This is a genomic window from Nonomuraea typhae (assembly GCF_009760925.1).
GTDB classification, from domain to species: domain Bacteria; phylum Actinomycetota; class Actinomycetes; order Streptosporangiales; family Streptosporangiaceae; genus Nonomuraea; species Nonomuraea typhae.
Window position 1 is genome coordinate 323,839 of sequence record NZ_VRLV01000009.1, and the last position, 18,779, is coordinate 342,617.

Sequence of the window (18,779 nt, forward strand, 5' to 3'; positions counted from 1 at the left end):
GGAGTCTCAAGGAGGAGATCAATGGGCCGCACACTGGCGGAGAAGGTCTGGGAGCAACACGTCGTACGGCGCGCGGAAGGCGAACCCGACCTGCTCTTCATCGACCTGCACCTCATTCACGAGGTGACCAGCCCGCAGGCGTTCGACGGCCTTCGCATGGCCGCGCGCCAGGTGCGCAGGCCCGATCTCACCATCGCCACCGAGGACCACAACGTGCCCACCGTGCTGGGCCCGATCAGTGACCCGGTCTCGAAGACGCAGGTGGAGACCCTGCGCAAGAACGCCGCCGAGTTCGGCATCCGGCTGCACCCGATGGGCGACGCCGGGCAGGGCGTGGTGCACATCATCGGCCCTCAGTTCGGCCTGACCCAGCCGGGCATGACGATCGTGTGTGGGGATTCTCACACCTCCACCCACGGCGCCTTCGGCGGCATCGCGTTCGGCATCGGCACCTCCGAGGTCGAGCACGTGCTGGCCACCCAGACGCTGCCCGCCTACCGGCCGAAGACGATGGCGATCGAGGTCTCGGGCGAGCTGCCCGTGGGCGTGACGGCCAAGGACCTCATCCTGGCCATCATCGCCAAGATCGGCACCGGCGGCGGCCAGGGCTACATCGTGGAGTACCGCGGCGAGGCCATCCGCAAGCTCTCCATGGAGGGCCGGATGACCGTCTGCAACATGTCGATCGAGGCCGGCGCCCGCGCGGGCATGATCGCCCCGGACGAGACCACCTTCGCCTACCTCAAGGGCCGTAAGCACGCCCCGCAGGGCGCCGCCTGGGACCGTGCGGTGGAGCACTGGAGGACGCTGAAGACCGACGACGACGCGGTCTTCGACAAGGTCGTGGAGATCGACGCCGGCGCGCTCACCCCGTTCGTCACGTGGGGCACCAACCCGGGACAGGGCCTGCCGCTCGGCGCCGCCGTACCGGACCCCGAGGAGATGGCGGACCCGACCGAGCGGTCCGCCGCCGAGCGGGCCCTTGAGTACATGGGCCTGACCGCGGGCACGCCGCTGCGCGAGATCGAGGTGGACACCGTCTTCGTCGGCTCGTGCACCAACGGTCGCATCGAGGACCTGCGCGCCGCCGCCGAGATCCTGCGCGGGCGCACGGTCAAGACGCGCACGCTGATCGTCCCCGGCTCGATGCTGGTCAAGCTGGAGGCCGAGAAGGAGGGCCTGGACAAGGTCTTCGAGGCCGCCGGCGCCGAGTGGCGGCAGGCGGGCTGCTCGATGTGCCTGGGCATGAACCCCGACACGCTCCAGCCGGGCGAGCGCAGCGCCTCGACCTCCAACCGCAACTTCGAGGGCCGCCAGGGCAAGGGCGGCCGCACGCATCTGGTCTCGCCGCAGGTGGCCGCCGCCACCGCCGTGACCGGCCGCCTGACCGCGCCCGCCGACCTCTAGGAGAAGACGACCATGGACGCTTTCACCACCCACACCGGTACGGCGGTGCCGCTGCGCCGCAGCAACGTGGACACCGACCAGATCATCCCGGCCGTCTGGCTCAAGCAGGTCAGCCGCACGGGCTTCGAGAAGGGCCTGTTCTCTGCCTGGCGCGAGGACCCGGCGTTCGTGCTGAACAACCCGGTCTACGACGGCGCCACGATCCTGCTGGCGGGGCCCGACTTCGGCACCGGCTCCTCGCGCGAGCACGCCGTCTGGGCCATCCAGCAGTACGGCTTCCGCGTCGTGATCGCCGCCCGCTTCGGCGACATCTTCCGCAACAACTCCACCAAGATGGGCCTGCTGCCGGTCGTCCTGGACGCCAAGGTGGTCGAGGAACTGCAGGCGGCGGTCGAGGCCGACCCGAAGGCCGAGATCACCGTGGACCTGGGCGAGCGCGAGGTGCGCCTGGGCGAGGCCGCCTGGAGCTTCGAGATCGACGACTACACCCGCTGGCGGCTCATGGAGGGCCTGGACGACATCGGGCTGACCCTGCGTCACGCCGACGACATCGCCGCGTACGAGAATGGTCGGCAGCCATGGCTGCCGACGACCGTCTAGACGACGACATCAAAGATGACGAGCTGGCGTGGCGGTTGCGCGAGGCGCACCGCCGCGTCCGCATGCTGCCGACCGAGGAAAAGGAGCGGTTCGCCCGGAAATATCTGGCGATCTGCGACCTGGCCAAGCGTGATCCCGAGCGCGCCGCGAGCCGTCTGGAGACCTTCCTCGAGGGCCTCGGCGACACGCCACGCGGTCAAGAAAACACGTCGGGTGATTGAGTTCCCCCGGAAAGCCCCTTAATTTCGAGCGCGTAAGGGGTTTCTCCGTAAGGCGAGTGTGCTGGAACCCCGAGCCGTAACAGGGGGATAGATGAACAAGCGGGAACTCGTCGACGCCATCGCTGACCGGGTGGGCGACAAGAAGACGGCCACCGAGGCCGTCAACGCGATTATCGACGCCGTCCAGAAGGCTGTCGCCAGCGGCGACAAGGTCTCGATCACGGGCTTCGGCGCTTTCGAGATGGTTCACAAGCCGGCTCGGACGGCCAGGAACCCTTCGACCGGTGCGGAGATCAAGGTCGCCGAGAGCTGGGCGCCGAAGTTCCGTCCCGGCTCCGACTTCAAGGAGCTGGTGAACGCCGGCGGCAAGAAGGCGTCGAAGAAGAAGTAACCACTTCTGCGGGGTGGCCCGGGTTCGCCATTGCGGCGGACCCGGGCCATCGTGTTTTCCAAGAATTCTTTTACTCGGCCTTTTAGGGAAGCGGGAAGGTCGACAACGTGATGTAGGTGACCTCCCCGTCGGTCACGGCGAGGTTCACGCGCTGGCCGGAACGCAGAAGCAGCAGCGGCCCGGCGTCGAACGCCTTCGCCGGGAAGTCGAGCACCGTGCCGTCGTCGAGGAAGACCGTGCCTGAGCGGGTGGCGGGGTCATAGGTACGCACTGTCGCCTGCACGCGACCAGCGTAAATCGTTTGACCCCGGTGGGCGAGCCCACGAGGATCGACGGCCATGCAGCTCAGGGGCAACGCGGATTTCGCCCGGTTCGCCGTGGCCAACGCCGTGACGCAGGCCGGCACCCAGGTCACGCTGGTGGCGTTGCCGCTGGCCGCGGTTCTCACGCTGAGCGCGGGTTCCTGGGAGCTCGGCCTGCTGACCGCGGCCGAGATGGCCGCCTTCCTGATCGTCGGGCTGCCCGCCGGCGTCTGGGTGGACCGGCTGCGCCGCCGCCCGATCCTCGTCTGGACTGACCTGGTCCGCGGCCTCGCGCTGCTGAGCGTCCCGGCCGCCGCCCTGCTCGGCGTGCTCACGCTGGTCCAGCTCTACCTCGTCGCGCTGGTCATCGGGTTCTGCACGGTCTTCTTCGACGTCGCCCACATGAGCTTCCTGCCGGCGGTCATCAGCAGGGATCGGCTCGAGCGCGGCAACAGTGTGATCGAGGTGACCAGCAGGGTGTCCATGCTGGCCGGGCCCGGGCTCGGCGGCGTGGCCGTCCAGTGGCTGACCGCGCCGTTCGCGCTGCTGGCCGACGCGGTCAGCTATCTGCTGTCCGGCGCGCTGCTGTCGCGGGTGCGCGCCCAGGAGCGGCCCGCGCCGAAGGGGGAGCGCCGCAGGCTGCGCCAGGAGGTGGCCGAGGGACTCGGGTACGTCGCGCGTGAGCCGGTGCTGCGGGTCATCGCCGTCCTCGGCGCGCTGGTCCAGCTGGGCAACGGGGTGCTCAACGTCGGGCAGCCGCTCTATCTGATCAAGGATCTCGGGGTGGGCGCGGGCGTCTACGGTCTCATCCTGTCGGTGGCGGCCGCCGGTGGGCTGCTGGGCGCCGTGATCACCCCCCGTGTGACCGCGAGGTTCGGGCCCGGGCGCGCGATGGCCGGCTCCTGCTTGGTCGTCATGGCGGCCTACCTGCCCGCGACCCTGGTCGCCGGCGGCTGGACGCTGGTGATCCTGCCCGTCTCCTACGCGGTCGCCGGGATGGCCGGTGTGGTGTTCGGCATCAACCAGCTCAGCTACCGCCAGCGGACCACGCCGGAGCATCTGCTCGGCCGGGTCAACGCGAGCATGCGCTTTCTCATGTGGAGCGCGTTGCCGATCGGCGGGCTTCTGGGCGGCGCGCTGGGGGAGTGGGCGGGCGCGCGACCGCTCTTTGTGATCGGGGTGCTGCTGGTGGCGATCGCCCATCTACCCGCCGTTATGACGCCCATTTGGAGGGTTACGAAAGTTCGATCTTTGTAATGTAAAGATCACTCTTCCCGCACATTGTCGTGATCTTTGTGGCTATTGCCACATATGGCGCCTCTAGAAAGAGATGGATCTTGCTACATAACGTCGTTCCCGGCGTGCGCGACGCACGGGCGGCCCACAAGAGGGGCACGGTCTCATGGGGGGACCTAGGGCCGCACTCGGATCGGGGGCGATACCGGACTACCCACCCCTGATGCTGAGCCCTGCCCAAATGCGGGAAAGGGAAATGGTTCGGTGACGAACGGACCCACCTCGAAGGAAACCCAGGGCCACGGCGTGGCCCGCAGGAAGTTCTTACAAGGAACCGCAGTCGGCGTAGTCGCCGTAGGCATCGGAGGACTGGGCGTCGCCAGGGCGACCGGCGCCGCGGCAGCCCCGGCGCCCATCTCGGAAGAGATCTACAAAGGCCACAAGATCGAGGTCGTGGCCGACTTCGCGAAGAAGGACAGCCACCACGGCCTCGACAGGAAAGCTCTGATCGACGGGGTCGAACTGCACGTCATGGTCCTGGACGACGGCCAGTTCATCACCGCCCAGTCGCACTACAACCCGCAGCCCACCCTGCAGCTCGCCGCCCGCGCCGCGGTCGACAACATCGGGCAGGACGGCAAGCTGCACCCGTGGAGGCGGTGACCATGGGCGTGCGCAAGAACATCACCAGCCTGACCGCCGACGAGCGCAAGCGCTTCACCGAGGCCGTGGTGACCCTGAAGAACGGGGGCACCGACCGCTACGAGCCGTTCGTGAAGACGCACGTCGACTTCTTCGGGCGCGACCCGTCCACCGGCATCAACTGGGCCCACCAGGCGCCCACGTTCCTGCCCTGGCACCGGCGCTACCTGCTGGAGTTCGAACGGTCGCTGCAGTCCATCGACCCCACCGTCAGCCTGCCGTACTGGGACTGGACCGCGGCCCGATCGACCAGCGCCTTCCCGTGGACCGACGACTTCCTCGGCCGCTACACGGCGGCCGGCCCGGTCACCTCTGGACCGTTCCGCAGAGGCGTCTGGAACGTGGACCCGAACAACGACCAGTCCGGGCTCACCTACATCCGCCGGGCCCTGGGCGGCGACAACGGCATCGTCACGCTGCCGACCGCCGCCCAGGTCACCACGGTGCAGGCCGTCACCCCGTACGACACGGCCTACGGCACCACCTCCACCGGCTACCGCAACCAGTCGGAGGGCTTCCGCGGCCCCAACCTGCACAACCGGGTGCACAACTGGGTCGGCGGGACCATGCCGACGACGTCCTCGACGAACGACCCGGTGTTCTGGCTGCACCACTGTTTCGTCGACAAGCTGTGGGCGGACTGGCAGAGCGCCCACCCCGGCATCGACCACTACCAGCCGACCGGCGCCGGCGGCTCCACGGTGGTGGACCTGAACGAGCGGATGCGTCCGTGGAACGACGCGGACTCCACTCCGGCCTCGCTGCTGGACTGGACGAAGTGGTACACCTACCAGTGATCGGCTAACCGGGCCCGGCCTCTCCATCGCGGGAGGCCGGGCTCAGCCGCAGGTCGGCGACGACGGCGGCGGTGTGGCGGCCCAGGCCGAGCGCGACGGCGGCACGGAGGTCGCCGGGGGTGTCCACGTCCCTGCGGACCGAGTCGATCCCGGCCAGATCGAGCTCCTTCGCGCCCCCGGCCAGGTGCTTGGCCCGTGACTCGCCGCCGAAGCGCGGGGTGAACGGGACGCCGGGCCGTACGCCGTAGAAGGTCGTGCCGACGTCGAGCGCGTCGGGGACGAACGCCTGGTCGTGCTCGGCCGCCGCCGTCAGGACCGCCGCCAGCTCCGCCGGGCGCAGCGTCGGCAGGTCCGCCTGCAGCGCGCCGACGGGCGCGTCCGGCGCCAGCCGTACGGCATGGGCCGCGCCCGTGCGCAGGGCGGTGTTGAGCCCGCGGTCGGGGTCGTGCACCACGTCGGCGCCCAGGGCGGCGAGCGGGCCGGCGGCGGCGGGATCCGCCGTGACCACGATGACCCGCGCCACGAGCGGGCAGGAGAGCGCCGCGGAGACGGTGTCGCAGGCGACCGCCACCGCCAGGCGGGTGCGGTGCGGCCCCGTGGCGGCGGCCAGCCGGGTCTTCGCCGCGACCAGCGTCTTCACCGGGATGACCAGTGACCAGCGGATGCTCATAGGCTTAAGTCTCGTGCCTCGACATCCCGCGCGGCCAACCGGGAGACTTGAGGCGCATTCGTATCCGTTGGAGGAGACCATGAGCCGCCCCGTGCGACCATCGCGTTTCTGGGAAACCCTGGCGGTGGTGATCGTGAAACCACTGTCGTGGCTCCTGGTCAAGAAGGACTGGCGGCACGGCGAGCGCCTTCCGCGCAAGGGCGGCGTGATCATCGCGGTCAACCACCTGTCGTGGACCGACCCGGTGCTGATCTCGCACTTCCTGTTCAACCACGGGCGCTGGCCGGTCATCCTGGCCAAGGCGGCGTTGTTCAGGGTGCCCGGGCTCGGCGCGGCCGTGCGCGGGCTGCTGGCCATCCCCGTCTACCGCGGCAGCAGCGAGGCGGCCAGGTCGCTGAGCGACGGCGCGCAGCGGCTGCACGACGGCGCGGCCGTGCTCTTCTACCCGGAGGGCACCTGCACGCGCGACCCCGGCCTGTGGCCGATGACCGGCAAGACCGGCGCGGCCCGGCTGGCTCTGGAGAGCGGCGCGCCGGTCATCCCCGTGGCGCACTGGGGGGCGCAGGAGCTGCTGCCCTACGGGGAGAAGTGGCCGCGGCTGTTCCCGCGCAAGACCTTCCGGGTCTCGGTGGGACCGCCGGTGGACCTCACGAAGTACGCGGGCAAGCCCATGCACGCCGACGTGCTGCGCGACGCCACGGCCGACATCATGGCGGCCATCACTGTGCAGCTGGCCGAGCTGCGCGGCGAGAAGGCGCCCGAGACCCCCTACGACCCCGCCGGGCGGTGAACGCATGACCAAGACCGCGGTGTTCGGCACGGGATCGTGGGGGACCACGTTCGCCATGATCCTGGCCGAGGCGGGCAACGAGACCGTGCTGTGGGGGCGCCGCCCCGAGCTGGTCGAGACGATCAACGCCACCGGCGAGAACCCCGACTACCTGCCCGGCATCCGGCTGCCCGAGCGGCTGCGGGCCACCGCCTCGGCCGAGGAGGCGCTGGCCGGGGCCGACTTCGTGGTGCTGGCCGTACCGTCGCAGACGCTGCGCGGGAGCCTGGCCGGCTGGCGCGAGCACATCCCGGGCGACGCGGTGCTGGTCAGCCTCATGAAGGGGGTCGAACTCGGCACGACCAAGCGGATGAGCGAGGTGATCCGCGAGGTCGCCGGGGTGCCCGAGGAGCGGGTGGCCGTCGTCTCCGGTCCCAACCTGGCCAAGGAGATCGCCCAGCGCCAGCCCGCCGCCACGGTCGTGGCCTGCACCGACGAGGCGGTCGCCAAGCGGCTTCAGGAAGCCTGCCACCTGCCGCCGTGGTTCCGCCCCTACACCAACCTCGACGTGGTCGGCGTCGAGCTGGGCGGCGCGGTCAAGAACGTCATCGCGCTGGCCGTCGGTGTCGCCGTGGGCATGGGCATGGGCGACAACGTGGCCGCCATGATGATCACCCGCGGGCTGGCCGAGATCTCCCGCCTGGGCGCGGCCCTCGGCGCCGACCCCCACACCTTCTCCGGCCTGGCCGGGATGGGCGACCTGGTGGCCACGTGCACCTCGCCGCTGTCGCGCAACCGCACCTTCGGCGAGAACCTCGGCCGCGGCATGACGCTCGAGGAGGTCGTGGCCGCGACGCGCCAGACCGCGGAAGGCGTCAAGTCGTGCGAGTCGGTGCTGGAGCTGGCCCGCAAGCACGACGTGGAGATGCCGATCACCGAGGTCGTCGTGGGGGTCGTGCACGACGGCATGTCTCCGCGCGAGGCGGGGATGTTGCTGATGTCGCGTTCCCCCAAACCCGAGCGTTACGGCGTCTGACCGGCTGTCTCCGGTAGATTCGGACACCATGAGCAAGCCACGCGTCGCCGTCGTGTTCGGGGGTCGTAATTCGGAGCACGCCGTCTCCCTCATGGGAGCGGGCAGTGTTCTGGACGCGATCGACAAAGACAAGTACGAGGTGGTCCCGATCGGGATCGCGCAGGACGGCAGGTGGGTGCTCGCCGCGGGGGACCAGCGCTTCGCCATCGAGGACGGCGAACTGCCCGTGGTCGACACCTCCGGCGCCGCGCTGGCGCTGCCCGCGGACGGCGGTTCGCTGGTGGCCTACGACCCGGGCGCGATCCCGGTCGAGCTGGGCGCGGTGGACGTGGTCTTCCCGGTCATGCACGGCCCGTTCGCCGAGGACGGCACGATCCAGGGGCTGCTGGAGATGGCCGGCGTCCGCTACGTCGGCTCCGGTGTGCTGGCCAGCGCGGTCGGCATGGACAAGGCGTACATGAAGACGGTCATGGCCGCCGCGGGGCTGCCCGTCGGGCGGTATGTCGTGGTGCGCGACCGCGACTGGCGGCTCGAACGCGAGCGCGTGCTCAAGGAGGCCGAGGAGCTCGGCTATCCGGTCTTCGTCAAGCCGGCCCGCGCCGGCTCCTCCCAGGGCATCTCCAAGGCGAGCAGCCGCGCCGAGCTGGAGGCGGCGGTCGAGGCCGCCCGCGCCCACGACCCGAAGGTGCTCGTCGAGGCGGCCATCGCCGGCCGGGAGATCGAGTGCGCGGTGCTGGAGTCGCTGGGCGACGAGCCGCCCGCGGCCTCGATGCCCGGCGAGGTGCAGGTCGAGGGCGGCCAGGAGTTCTTCGACTTCGAGGCCAAGTACTACGCGGACCAGATGTCGCTGACCGTGCCCGCCGACATTCCCCAGGACGTCGCCGAGGAACTACGCGGGCTGGCCGTGCGCGCCTTCGAGACGCTGGAGTGCGAGGGGCTGTCCCGGGTCGACTTCTTCTACACCCCCGAGGGCAAGCTGATCTTCAACGAGATCAACACCATGCCCGGCTTCACCTCGCTGTCGGTCGCGCCGCAGCTCTGGGCGGCCTCGGGCCTCGACTACCCGGCCCTGGTCGAGCGGCTCGTGCAGCTGGCGCTGCGCCGCTCACCCGGCCTTCGCTGAGGTGACCTTGCCGATCGGCCCCGACAGCTCCGCCAGGACCTCGGCGGCGTTGTGCCCGGCGGCGATCGTCACCTCGACGTAGACCACGTCGGAGACCGCGGTGAACAACGTGGAGCGGTCGGGGTCGGCGAACCAGCCGACCCCGTTGATCTCCTGCAACCGGTCGGTCGGCGCCATGCGGACGGGCCGGCCGACGCCGCAGCGCAACGCCATCATGCCGGCGCCCCAGACGGCGACATAAGGCGACTCGGGGCTCGACGTGGTCCGCTTCACTCCGTCCAGGGTCTGCGGCAGCAGCGGGGCGAGCTTCGTGCACGCCTCCGCCGCCGCGCCCTGGGGCGCGGGTGGTTCCACTTGTACGGCGCCGCCGCATCCGGCGAGAGCGAGCAGGACGAGGAGGACGGCGGCGGCACGCATGACCAAGGTCTCTCTCAGATGTGGACGATCGGGCACGTGAGCGTACGCGTGATCCCCTCCACGGCCTGAATCTGGGCCACCACGAGCTTGCCGAGCTCATCGACGTTGCGCGCCTCCGCACGCACGATCACGTCGTAGGGACCGGTCACGTCCTCGGCCTGCGTGACACCGGGGATTCCGGAGATCTCGCGGGCCACGGTCGCGGCCTTGCCCACTTCGGTCTGAATAAGGATGTAGGCCTGCACCATGACGTCCTCCCGGGCGAATTGGATCAGCGCCGAAGGGCCACCGTACCGTTTCCCGGCCGGTGTGCGGGAGTGTGGCCGGTCGCCCGGGTTCGCACCTGCGTGACCCGGCGTGTCCTGCGTGTGATTCAGCATACGTATGCCGTGCGCAGGCACCCTGGCGGGGGGCTCGGGCGGCTTTCCGCATACGTTAGTTCTCACAGGAGGTGCACCATCAACGTCGGAAATTTCGGAGAGTTCGGGGTGATATCCCGGATCTCCCGGCGGCTGCCGCAGGGGGCGGGCGTGCTGCTCGGCCCCGGGGACGACGCCGCCGTGGTGGCCGCCCCCGACGGCCGGGTCGTCGTCTCCACGGACCTCCTGGTGGAGGGCAACCACTTCCGCCGCGACTGGTCCACGCCCTACGACGTCGGCCGCAAGGCCGCCGCCCAGAACCTCGCCGACGTCGCCGCCATGGGCGCCCGGCCGACCTCCCTGGTCGTGGGCCTGTCCATGCCGGCCGACCTGCCCGTGGACTGGGTGGACGGCCTGGCGGACGGCCTGCGTGAGGAGTGCGCGCTGGTCGGGGCCTCGGTCGTCGGCGGCGACCTGGCGCGGGCGGACCTCGTGGTCATCGGGGTCACCGCGCTGGGGGACCTGGCCGGTTCGCCGCCGGTGACCCGATCCGGCGCCCGTCCCGGGCAGGTGGTCGCCGTGGCCGGGCGGCTCGGCTACTCCGCCGCCGGGCTGGCTCTGCTCGGGTCGGGAGGGAAGGCGCCGGAGTCCGGGCCGCTGGCGGCCGCGGTGGAAGGACATCGCCGGCCGCGCCCGCCGTACGCGCAGGGGCCCGAGGCGGCGCGGCTCGGCGCCGTGGCGATGCTGGACGTCAGCGACGGGCTCCTGCAGGACCTCGGGCACATCGCGGGGGCCAGCGGGGTGCGGGTGATCCTGGACCCGGACGCCTTCGAGGTGGCCGAGCCGGTGCTGGCCGCGGCCGAGGAACTCGGGGCCGACCCGCTCGACTGGGTGCTGGGCGGGGGTGAGGACCACGCCCTGGTCGCGGTCTTCCCTTCAGCGGTACGGCTGCCGCCGGAGTGGCGGATCGTGGGCCGGATCGAGACGGGGGAGGGCGTTCTGGTTACAGGGCGTGACGAGGGGCCGCGTGGGTGGGACCACTTCCAGTGACGACTTGTCCCGATTTATGTAAAATTTTCAGGGATTACAGCGTGACTGCCGGGAAAGCTGTGACAAAGGCGTAGTAAAGGTGTTATGAAGATTGGCGGCCTCTGTAACCGGCAGAAAGGGCAGCCAGATGGGCCGCCACGGCACAGGTGGATCCGATGACGGCGACGATTGGGGGATGGACAGGTCCGGAGACTCTCAGGAGGAGGACCAAAGGTTCACCGCCGATCCAGCCGCCGCCTGGTCAGCCGCCCCGGATCCTACGGCCACCAGCTCCTTCTTCGCCGTCGGGGACGACCGGGAACCCGGCTGGCCGGCACCGCCCGACCAGATCGAGGTGACGGGCCAGTGGGCCCCGCGCCCGGGCGCCCGCCTCACCGGCGACGCCCCGGACCCCGGGCCCGCGGATTCGGACCCGTTCGAGACGACCGGGGCCTTCGCCCGGCCCGAGTCCTACGACGCGCCTCCGGGGGGACCGCGCGCCCCTGAGCCCTTCGAGACCACGGGCGCCTTCGCCCCACCCCCGCAACCTCAGGGGGCCGGGCCCAAGGACCGTCCGGCGCCGGGCGGGGCCGCCGACCGTCCCGTAGCGGGTGGCGCCTTCAGACGTCCTGAGGGTGCGCTCGACCGGCCTGAGGCGTTCGACCGTCCGAGGGGTCCGTTCGACCGCCCGGTCGCGGGCGGCCCCGGCGACCGTCCTGTGGCGGGTGGCCCCGGCGCCTTCGAGCCTCCTGCCGCGGGCGCCTTCGGCGCGGGCCCGGCCGGCCGCTCGCCGGAGGAGACCCAGCGCTTCGGCGAGCCGGTGGCCGACGGAGCCACCGCGGCCTTCTCCGCCGGCCCCTTCGCCACGCGGCCCGGCGACGCTCCCGTCCAGGGGAACGACCCGTTCCCCGGGAACCCGTCCGGTCCCGTGACGGCGCAGACCCCGGGCGCCCCGTCCGACCCGTTCGCGGCGCAGGCTCCGGGAGCTTCGGCGGCCCCGTTCGCCGCGCAGGCTCCGGGCGCTCCGTCCGACCCGTTCGCGGCGCAGGCCCCCGGTCCTCCGTCCGACCCCTTCGCGACCCGCCCCGGCGGTCCTCCGCCCGACCCGTTCGCGACCCGCCCCGGCGGTGCTCCTTCCGACCCGTTCGCCGCCCAGCCGCCCGGCACCGGCGACTTCGCCGCCCAGGCGGAGACGGGTGGCTTCCCGCCCGAACCCGGTGACGTGAAGGTGGCCGGCTCCCCGACCGTGGTCTCCCCGGTGCCCGCCTGGGCCGAGGGCAACGACGGCTTCATGGGCGCCGGCTGGTCCTCCGACGACGGCGGGCCGGACGAGGCCGCGGGCAGCCGCAGGCGCGGCCGTCGCAAGCAGGGCGGACGGGACGGCGATCTCCCCGGCGGCACGTCGGGCGGCGGCAAGGCCCGGGTGGCCCTGCTGTCGGTGGCAGCCGTGGCCGTGGTGCTCGGCGGCACCGTGGCGGGGGTCAACATGATGAGCTCCTCCCGCGACTGCCCGCAGGGGAACTGCTCCGCCGTACAGACAGCAGGAAGCGGACAGCCCGCCCCGCCGTCGGTCAGTGAGACGGGACCGGGCGAGGGCGAGCCGGACGAGGAGCCGGTGGAGACGGAGTCGGAGGAGCCGGTCCCGTCGGAGTCGGCCAAGCCGTCGCCCTCGGCGACGGTCCGGGCGCCCAGGCGCAGCACTCCCACGCCGAAGCCGACGCCGACCAAGACCAAGGAGCGCAACACCGGCAAGCCCACCGTGCAGCCGCCCGCGCCGACGCCGACGTCGAGCGCCACGGAGGAGCCGACCGACGAGCCGATGGGCACCGCGGAGCCGACCTCGGGCACGTTCCCGACGGACGCCGTGCCGAACCCGCAGAACTCCCCGTCGTCCGGCGTCAGGCAGGCGCCCAACGTGAGTTCGGTGAACGTGAAGTTCGGCGTGACCAATCAGGGCATCACCGGCTACCGCGCGAGCCTCGAGGTGACCAACTCCTCGGCCCAGACGATGAGCAGCATGACGCTGTCGCTGCCGGTCTCCGGCCGGGTCACGCACGTGAGCGGCGCCGACTGGACCCAGGACGGCCAGCTCCTGATCATCGACCTGTCCCAGTCGATGGCGACGGGCGCGGTGGCCGACATCTCGTTCACGGCCACCGGCAAGGGGCAGACGCCGGAGAACTGCGGGCTGGTCGGTGGGGAGTGCTCGCTGAGCTGAGTGGTTGGATGGGGATATGACGGATTCGACCCCTCCGCGTACCCCACCCCGTGTGCTGACCGTCGCCGGCTCCGACTCCGGCGGCGGCGCGGGTATCCAGGCCGATCTCAAGACCATGCTCGCCCTCGGCGTGCACGGCATGAGCGTCATCGCCGCGGTCACGGCGCAGAACTCCCTGGGCGTCCAGGGCTACTGGGAGCTGCCGCCGGAGGCGGTGCGCGCGCAGCTCGAGTCCGTGCTGGGCGACATCGGCGCCCAGGCGGTCAAGACCGGCATGCTGGCCTCCCCTGTGCTGGTCGAGGTCGTGGCCGAGGTTCTGGGCGCCTACAGCGCTCCTGTGGTCGTGGACCCGGTGGGCGTCTCCAAGCACGGCGACGCGCTGCTCGCTCCCGAGGCCGTGGAGACGCTGCGCTCGCGCCTGCTGCCCGTGGCCACCGTGGTCACACCCAACCTGTGGGAGGTCGAGCAGCTCACCTCGGTCAAGGTCGAGGACGAGTCCGGCCTGCGCCGCGCCGCCGACGCGATCCTGGAACTCGGCCCCGCCTGGGCGCTGATCAAGGGCGGTCACCTGCCGGGCGAGCCGGTGGACCTGCTCACCGACGGCACCGTCGAACACCGCTTCCGCGCCGAACGCCACGACAACCGCCACACCCACGGCACCGGCTGCACCCTGGCCTCGGCCGTAGCCTCCCATCTCGCCCAGGGCGACGACGTGCCGACGGCGGTGGGGAAGGCCAAGGAGTACGTCACGGGCGCGATCGCCCGCGGCTTCCCCCTGGGCGACGGCATCGGCCCGGTCGACCACGCCTGGCACTGGCGCGTCGACCACGCCTGGCACTGGCGCTAGGAGTACGGCGAGTCCCGGGGCACCACGAAAGCCCGGCGCTCTCGGGGCGCGCCGGGCTTCGCGGAAAAGTCGGGACTAGCGGGTGACCTTGCCCGCCTTGATGCACGAGGTGCACACGTTCAGCTTCTTCGGCGTGCCGCCGATGACCGCGCGGACCGTCTGGATGTTGGGGTTCCAACGACGACGGGTACGGCGGTGCGAGTGGGACACGTTGTTGCCGAAGGTCGGCCCCTTGCGGCAGACATCGCAGACGGAAGCCACGGTATCGCTCCTTAAAACAGTCGATGTAGCCCTGTCCGCTGATGCTTTCCGGGCGGAGGGCATGCCGGGACAACCGGCTAGCCAGACGAGAATATCTGATCCGCACCAGTGGGTGCGAATCCCAGCACTGGACGGCCCGGCGAACGGGGATATTCTCCTCCATTAACGGTAGCGCATTCGGGGAGGTCGGAGCGCGCACATGCAGGTCTTGGAACCGCCCGCGGTGCGGCGGTGGGCGCGGCTGGCGGCGGACTCGCTGGGCCGGGCCAGAGCGGAGATCGACGCGCTCAACGTCTTCCCGGTCGCCGACGGCGACACCGGCACCAACCTCCATCTGACCATGCTGGCCGCCGCCGAGGCGGTCGAGTCGCTGCCCGACGACGTGGACGCGGCCGTGGTCTGGCAGACGCTCTCCTACGGCGCCCTCGTCGGCGCCCGGGGCAACTCCGGTGTCATCGTCAGCCAGGCGCTGCGCGGCCTGGCCGAGGTGCTGAAGGGCGGCTCCGACCTGCGGGCCGGGCTGATCCGGGCGGCCGAGCTGGCCAGGCAGGCCGTGGCCAGGCCCGTCGAGGGGACCGTGCTCAGCGTGCTGACGGCCGTGGCGGGAGCCGTACACGATCTGGACGGAGACCTCGAAGAGGTCGCGCGGTCGGCGGCCGGGCAGGCGCGGTCGGCACTGCGGCGCACGCCCGAGCAGCTCGACGTGCTGGCCCGCAGCGGGGTCGTGGACGCGGGCGGCGCCGGGCTGGCGATCATCCTGGACGCACTGGAGGCGGTGGTCACCGGCTCCTACAGCAGGCGCTTCGAGGTGCCCGCGCCGACGGCCAGGGTGACGCCGATGGCCGAGGTGGGCGCGGGGTACGAGGTGATGTACCTGCTGGACGCCGAGGACGCGGCGGTGGCCGGGCTGCGCGCCGAGCTCGACGCGATGGGCGACTCGCTGGTGGTGGTCGGCGGCGACGGGCTGTGGAACGTGCACGTGCACGTGGACGAGGCCGGCCCGGCGATCGAGGCGGCGCTGAAGGCGGGGCGCCCGCACCGGATCAGGGTGACGTACCTCGCGGAGCGCACGCATCGGGCGGACACCGGCCGGGGCGTGGTGGCCGTGGCGGCGGGCGACGGCATCGCGGCGCTGTTCGAGGAGTGCGGGGCCGTCGTGGTACGGCGGGCGCCCGGCACCAGCCCGGCGCTGCCCGAGATGCTGGCCGCGATCCGCGAGGCGGGCGGCGAGGTGGCGGTGCTGCCGAACGACGAGGGCGTGCGCGACGTGGCCGCCGCCGCGGCGGAGATCGCCCGCGAGGACGGCGTGGCCGTCAGCGTGCTCCCCACGAAGGCCACCGTGCAGGGACTGGCCGCTCTGGCCGTGCACGACCCGCTGCGCCGCTTCGACGACGACGTGGTCGCCATGACCGACGCCGCCGGCCACACCCGCTACGGCCACGTGACGGTCGCCGACCGCGAGGCCGTGACCAGCGCCGGGCTGTGCCGTCCCGGCGACGTGCTCGGCCTCATCGACGGGGACGTGGTCCACATCGGCGACGCCCTGGAGGAGGTCGCCACGCTGGTCGTGGACCGGATGCTGGCGGGCGGCGGCGAGCTCGTCACCCTGGTGAAGGGCAAGGACGTCCCGGTACGGCTGACGCCGCACGTCGAGCGGCATTTGTCCGCAGGCCGCCCCGACGTGGACCTGGTCGTCTACGACGGCGGCCAGGGCGGCTATCCGCTGCTCATCGGCGTGGAGTGATTCCTGTCGGTGACAAGCGGTAGAACTTAGTGTCGTGAGTCGATTCGACGAGCCGCTGACCAAGGCGCTCGACCCGAAGACCGCCAAGCTCCTGCACAGCGTGCTGGGCCTGGAGACGGTCGGCGACCTGCTGCGCCACTACCCGCGCCGCTACGCCGAGCGCGGCGAGCTGACCGCGCTCGACATGCTGGAGGTCGACGAGCACGTCACCGTGTCCGGCGAGGTCACCCGGGCGATGCGCAAGCCCATGCGCAACCGCGGCGGCACCTGGCTGGAGGTCGAGGTCGTCGACGGCACCGGCAAGAAGATCTACCTGTCGTTCTTCGGCAAGGGCTCCCACGTCGCGGAAAACCGCCTCAAACCCGGCAAGCGCGGCATGTTCGCCGGCAAGGTCGGCATGTACGGCGCCCGCGCCACCCCGCGCTGGCAGCTCAGCCATCCCGAGTTCGAGCTGTTCGACGAGAGCGAGACCAGCGCCGAGGAGTTCTCCACCGCGCCGGTCCCGGTCTATCCGGCGGGCAAGGACCTCACGCCCTGGGCGATCAGGCGGGCCATCGGCATCGTCCTCGACACGCTCGGCCCCCTCGACGACCCCCTCCCCGCCGAGCTGCGCCGCCGCCGCGGCCTGGCCGATCTGGCCGACGCCCTGGTCGCCGTCCACCGCCCCAAGGACTTCGGCGACGTGCAGCGGGCCCGCGAGCGGCTGAAGTTCGACGAGGCGTTCGTGCTGCAGGCCGTCCTGCTGCAGCGCAGGCAGGCCGCCACCGCCTGGCCCGCCCGCCCCCGGCCCCGCCGCGCCGGCGGCATGCTCGACGACTTCGACGCCCGCCTGCCCTTCTCCCTGACCGAAGGCCAGGCCGCGGTGGGCGAGGAGATCGCCGCCGACCTGGGCCTGGCCCACCCCATGCATCGCCTGCTCCAGGGCGAGGTCGGCGCCGGCAAGACCGTGGTCGCGCTGCGCGCGATGCTCCAGGTCGTCGACGCCGGCGGCCAGGCCGTCCTCCTCGCGCCCACCGAAGTCCTGGCCCAGCAGCACCACCGCTCGATCACCGCCATGCTCGGCGACCTCGCCACCGGCGGCATGTTCGGCGGCACCGCCGTCACTCTGCTCACCGGCTCGATGGGCACCCCCGCCCGCCGCGCGGCCCTGCTCGACGCCGCCTCCGGTACGGCTGGCATCGTCGTGGGCACGCACGCCCTCCTGCAGGAGCACGTGCAGTTCGCCGACCTGGGCCTGGTGGTCGTGGACGAGCAGCACCGCTTCGGCGTCGAGCAGCGCGACGCCCTGCGCGAGAAGGCCGGCGGCGGACGCCCCCACGTCCTGGTCATGACCGCCACCCCGATCCCGCGCACGGTCGCCATGACCGTCTTCGGCGACCTCGAGGTCTCCACGCTGTCCCAGCTCCCGTCCGGCCGCGCCCCCATCACCAGCCACGTGGTCCCGGCCGCGGAAAAGCCCCACTTCCTGGACCGCACCTGGCAACGGGTGCGGGAGGAGGTCGCGCTGGGCCGTCAGGCGTACATCGTCTGCCCGCGCATCGGCGACCTCGAGGGAGACGAGGGCGACCTGGCCGCCGAGCCGGCCGACGACGAACGCCGCCCGCCCCTGGCCGTGCTGGAGGTGGCCGAGATGCTGGCCGAGGGCCCGCTGCACGGCCTGCGCCTGGCGGTCCTGCACGGCAAGCTCCCGCCGGAGGACAAGGACGCGGTCATGCGCGCCTTCACCCGCGGCGAGGTGGACGTCCTGGTGGCCACCACGGTCATCGAGGTCGGCGTGGACGTGCCCAACTCCTCCGTCATGATCATCATGGACGCCGACCGCTTCGGCGTCTCCCAGCTCCACCAGCTCCGCGGCCGCGTGGGCCGGGGCGGCCTGCCCGGCCTGTGCCTGCTGGTCTCGGAATTCCCCGAGGGCACTCCGGCCCGCGCCCGCCTGGACGCCGTCGCCGCGACCCTGGACGGGTTCGAACTGTCCCGGGTCGACCTGGAACAACGCCGGGAGGGCGACGTGCTGGGGGCGGCGCAGTCGGGCAAGCGGTCATCGCTGAAGATGCTCCAGTTGCTGCGCGACGAGGACGTCATCGAGGCCGCCCGCACCGAGGCCGCCGCCCTCCTGGACGCCGACCCGGACCTCACATCCCACCCGGGCTTGCGGGCGGAGATCACCCGCTTGCTGGCCGACGAAAAGGCCGACTACCTGGAGAAAACCTAACCGCCGAGAGCCCCCGGCACGCTCGGCTACCCCTGGCCGGCCCGGCCGCCTGACTGGGCTTTGAGCTGAGACGGCAGGGCTGAGGCAGCCGGGCAGGGCTGGGCTGGGGTAGCTGGGCAGAGGTGCGCTGGGGGAGCCGGGCACGGCTGGGCTGGGGTAGCTGGGCGGGGGTGGGGTGGCTTGATTGGGGTTACTGGCTTTGGCGGTGCGGTGGTCTTGTGATGGCTGGCCAGGTGGTGAGCCGCTGGGTTCGGCGGAGTAGGAGTTGGGCGGCCGGATGAGGGCTTGCCGGGTGGAGCGTCGGCCGGGGATCCCGGGCGGCAGTGTTTCCGGGCGGACTGGCTTCCGGGCAGCAGTGTTTCCGGGCAGCAGTCTTTCCGGGCGGACTGGATTCCGGGGTGGACTGGCTTCCGGGGTGGACTGGCTTCCGGGCGGCGA

The 18,779-nt window shown here is 71.6% G+C and carries 20 protein-coding genes; 15 read left to right on the plus strand and 5 right to left on the minus strand.

Features of this window, described 5'->3' with window-relative positions; genetic code table 11:
- Window positions 1–21: 21 nt before the first annotated feature.
- From leuC to FVE25_RS32285, 4 genes are all read left to right on the plus strand, one after another.
- Window positions 22–1,407, plus strand: a complete 1,386-nt coding sequence (gene leuC, locus FVE25_RS32270; RefSeq protein ID WP_157250885.1) for a 3-isopropylmalate dehydratase large subunit — start codon at window positions 22–24, stop codon at window positions 1,405–1,407.
- A gap of 12 nt (window positions 1,408–1,419) precedes the next feature.
- Complete coding sequence (gene leuD / locus FVE25_RS32275; RefSeq protein WP_157250886.1) at window positions 1,420–2,007, plus strand: 3-isopropylmalate dehydratase small subunit; 588 nt, start codon at window positions 1,420–1,422, stop codon at window positions 2,005–2,007.
- The gene (locus FVE25_RS32280; protein WP_157250887.1) at window positions 1,986–2,228 is read left to right on the plus strand and encodes an SCO5555 family protein; all 243 of its coding nucleotides are present in this window, start codon (window positions 1,986–1,988) and stop codon (window positions 2,226–2,228) included. The genes leuD and FVE25_RS32280 overlap by 22 nt, the downstream gene beginning before the upstream one ends.
- Before the next feature lie 91 nt (window positions 2,229–2,319).
- Window positions 2,320–2,619: an HU family DNA-binding protein gene (locus FVE25_RS32285; protein WP_157250888.1), complete on the plus strand. Its 300-nt coding sequence runs from the start codon at window positions 2,320–2,322 to the stop codon at window positions 2,617–2,619.
- 82 nt (window positions 2,620–2,701) lie between these two features.
- On the opposite strand, the gene FVE25_RS32290 is transcribed toward FVE25_RS32285, so the two are convergent.
- Complete coding sequence (locus FVE25_RS32290) at window positions 2,702–2,902, minus strand: hypothetical protein (protein WP_157250889.1); 201 nt, start codon at window positions 2,900–2,902, stop codon at window positions 2,702–2,704.
- Window positions 2,903–2,957: 55 nt separating this feature from the next.
- Between FVE25_RS32290 and FVE25_RS32295 the strand changes: the two genes are divergently transcribed.
- From FVE25_RS32295 to FVE25_RS32305, 3 genes are all read left to right on the plus strand, one after another.
- On the plus strand, window positions 2,958–4,178 hold the full coding sequence (locus FVE25_RS32295) for an MFS transporter (RefSeq protein WP_157250890.1): 1,221 nt from the start codon (window positions 2,958–2,960) through the stop codon (window positions 4,176–4,178).
- A 243-nt stretch (window positions 4,179–4,421) separates the two neighbouring features.
- Window positions 4,422–4,820, plus strand: a complete 399-nt coding sequence (locus FVE25_RS32300; RefSeq protein ID WP_157250891.1) for a tyrosinase family oxidase copper chaperone — start codon at window positions 4,422–4,424, stop codon at window positions 4,818–4,820.
- Window positions 4,808–5,656 carry a tyrosinase family protein gene (locus FVE25_RS32305; protein ID WP_219825730.1) on the plus strand — a complete coding sequence of 283 codons (849 nt, stop codon included), beginning with the start codon at window positions 4,808–4,810 and terminating at the stop codon, window positions 5,654–5,656. The genes FVE25_RS32300 and FVE25_RS32305 overlap by 13 nt, the downstream gene beginning before the upstream one ends.
- Before the next feature lie 4 nt (window positions 5,657–5,660).
- Here FVE25_RS32305 and cofC read toward each other — a convergent pair whose 3' ends face one another.
- Window positions 5,661–6,326, minus strand: coding sequence for a 2-phospho-L-lactate guanylyltransferase (cofC, locus tag FVE25_RS32310; protein WP_157250892.1), 666 nt, complete (start codon window positions 6,324–6,326; stop codon window positions 5,661–5,663).
- 79 nt (window positions 6,327–6,405) lie between these two features.
- Here cofC and FVE25_RS32315 point away from each other — a divergent pair, with 79 nt between their 5' ends.
- From FVE25_RS32315 to FVE25_RS32325, 3 genes are read left to right on the plus strand one after another with little or no spacing between them, the layout of a single operon-like run.
- Window positions 6,406–7,116: a lysophospholipid acyltransferase family protein gene (locus tag FVE25_RS32315; RefSeq protein WP_157250893.1), complete on the plus strand. Its 711-nt coding sequence runs from the start codon at window positions 6,406–6,408 to the stop codon at window positions 7,114–7,116.
- Window positions 7,117–7,120: 4 nt separating this feature from the next.
- On the plus strand, window positions 7,121–8,131 hold the full coding sequence (locus tag FVE25_RS32320; RefSeq protein WP_157250894.1) for an NAD(P)H-dependent glycerol-3-phosphate dehydrogenase: 1,011 nt from the start codon (window positions 7,121–7,123) through the stop codon (window positions 8,129–8,131).
- Window positions 8,132–8,159: 28 nt separating this feature from the next.
- On the plus strand, window positions 8,160–9,254 hold the full coding sequence (locus tag FVE25_RS32325) for a D-alanine--D-alanine ligase family protein (protein ID WP_157250895.1): 1,095 nt from the start codon (window positions 8,160–8,162) through the stop codon (window positions 9,252–9,254).
- On the opposite strand, the gene FVE25_RS32330 is transcribed toward FVE25_RS32325, so the two are convergent.
- Together FVE25_RS32330 and FVE25_RS32335 are read right to left on the minus strand one after the other, a co-directional pair.
- Window positions 9,237–9,671 (minus strand): DUF3515 domain-containing protein, encoded by a 435-nt coding sequence (locus tag FVE25_RS32330; protein ID WP_157250896.1) that lies wholly within the window; start codon window positions 9,669–9,671, stop codon window positions 9,237–9,239. The genes FVE25_RS32325 and FVE25_RS32330 overlap by 18 nt on opposite strands.
- 14 nt (window positions 9,672–9,685) lie before the next feature.
- Window positions 9,686–9,919, minus strand: a complete 234-nt coding sequence (locus FVE25_RS32335; protein ID WP_157250897.1) for an Lrp/AsnC family transcriptional regulator — start codon at window positions 9,917–9,919, stop codon at window positions 9,686–9,688.
- Between the two features lie 210 nt (window positions 9,920–10,129).
- On the opposite strand from FVE25_RS32335, the gene FVE25_RS32340 reads away from it, so the two are divergent.
- The 3 genes from FVE25_RS32340 to thiD all read left to right on the plus strand — a co-directional run bounded on the left by FVE25_RS32340 (window position 10,130) and on the right by thiD (window position 14,124).
- Window positions 10,130–11,080 carry a thiamine-phosphate kinase gene (locus FVE25_RS32340; RefSeq protein WP_157251001.1) on the plus strand — a complete coding sequence of 317 codons (951 nt, stop codon included), beginning with the start codon at window positions 10,130–10,132 and terminating at the stop codon, window positions 11,078–11,080.
- Window positions 11,081–11,255: 175 nt separating this feature from the next.
- Window positions 11,256–13,277, plus strand: coding sequence for a cellulose binding domain-containing protein (locus tag FVE25_RS32345; RefSeq protein WP_157250898.1), 2,022 nt, complete (start codon window positions 11,256–11,258; stop codon window positions 13,275–13,277).
- 16 nt (window positions 13,278–13,293) lie between these two features.
- On the plus strand, window positions 13,294–14,124 hold the full coding sequence (gene thiD, locus FVE25_RS32350) for a bifunctional hydroxymethylpyrimidine kinase/phosphomethylpyrimidine kinase (protein WP_157250899.1): 831 nt from the start codon (window positions 13,294–13,296) through the stop codon (window positions 14,122–14,124).
- 75 nt (window positions 14,125–14,199) lie between these two features.
- Here the strand turns inward: thiD and rpmB are convergent, their stop codons facing one another.
- On the minus strand, window positions 14,200–14,385 hold the full coding sequence (gene rpmB / locus FVE25_RS32355) for a 50S ribosomal protein L28 (RefSeq protein WP_049556934.1): 186 nt from the start codon (window positions 14,383–14,385) through the stop codon (window positions 14,200–14,202).
- A gap of 199 nt (window positions 14,386–14,584) precedes the next feature.
- Here rpmB and FVE25_RS32360 point away from each other — a divergent pair, with 199 nt between their 5' ends.
- Complete coding sequence (locus tag FVE25_RS32360) at window positions 14,585–16,129, plus strand: DAK2 domain-containing protein (RefSeq protein WP_157250900.1); 1,545 nt, start codon at window positions 14,585–14,587, stop codon at window positions 16,127–16,129.
- Window positions 16,130–16,163: 34 nt separating this feature from the next.
- The gene (gene recG / locus FVE25_RS32365; protein ID WP_157250901.1) at window positions 16,164–18,341 is read left to right on the plus strand and encodes an ATP-dependent DNA helicase RecG; all 2,178 of its coding nucleotides are present in this window, start codon (window positions 16,164–16,166) and stop codon (window positions 18,339–18,341) included.
- Window positions 18,342–18,779 lie beyond the last annotated feature (438 nt).

Bases quoted from the DNA above. Each gene is read 5' to 3' on its own strand.
- leuC (WP_157250885.1), top strand. From the start codon at position 22: ATGGGCCGCACACTGGCGGAGAAGGTCTGGGAGCAACACGTCGTACGG.
- leuD (WP_157250886.1), top strand. From the start codon at position 1,420: ATGGACGCTTTCACCACCCACACCGGTACGGCGGTGCCGCTGCGCCGC.
- FVE25_RS32280 (WP_157250887.1), top strand. From the start codon at position 1,986: ATGGCTGCCGACGACCGTCTAGACGACGACATCAAAGATGACGAGCTG.
- FVE25_RS32285 (WP_157250888.1), top strand. From the start codon at position 2,320: ATGAACAAGCGGGAACTCGTCGACGCCATCGCTGACCGGGTGGGCGAC.
- FVE25_RS32295 (WP_157250890.1), top strand. From the start codon at position 2,958: ATGCAGCTCAGGGGCAACGCGGATTTCGCCCGGTTCGCCGTGGCCAAC.
- cofC (WP_157250892.1), bottom strand. From the start codon at position 6,326: ATGAGCATCCGCTGGTCACTGGTCATCCCGGTGAAGACGCTGGTCGCG.
- FVE25_RS32315 (WP_157250893.1), top strand. From the start codon at position 6,406: ATGAGCCGCCCCGTGCGACCATCGCGTTTCTGGGAAACCCTGGCGGTG.
- FVE25_RS32320 (WP_157250894.1), top strand. From the start codon at position 7,121: ATGACCAAGACCGCGGTGTTCGGCACGGGATCGTGGGGGACCACGTTC.
- FVE25_RS32325 (WP_157250895.1), top strand. From the start codon at position 8,160: ATGAGCAAGCCACGCGTCGCCGTCGTGTTCGGGGGTCGTAATTCGGAG.
- FVE25_RS32330 (WP_157250896.1), bottom strand. From the start codon at position 9,671: ATGCGTGCCGCCGCCGTCCTCCTCGTCCTGCTCGCTCTCGCCGGATGC.
- FVE25_RS32335 (WP_157250897.1), bottom strand. From the start codon at position 9,919: ATGGTGCAGGCCTACATCCTTATTCAGACCGAAGTGGGCAAGGCCGCG.
- FVE25_RS32345 (WP_157250898.1), top strand. From the start codon at position 11,256: ATGGACAGGTCCGGAGACTCTCAGGAGGAGGACCAAAGGTTCACCGCC.
- thiD (WP_157250899.1), top strand. From the start codon at position 13,294: ATGACGGATTCGACCCCTCCGCGTACCCCACCCCGTGTGCTGACCGTC.
- FVE25_RS32360 (WP_157250900.1), top strand. From the start codon at position 14,585: ATGCAGGTCTTGGAACCGCCCGCGGTGCGGCGGTGGGCGCGGCTGGCG.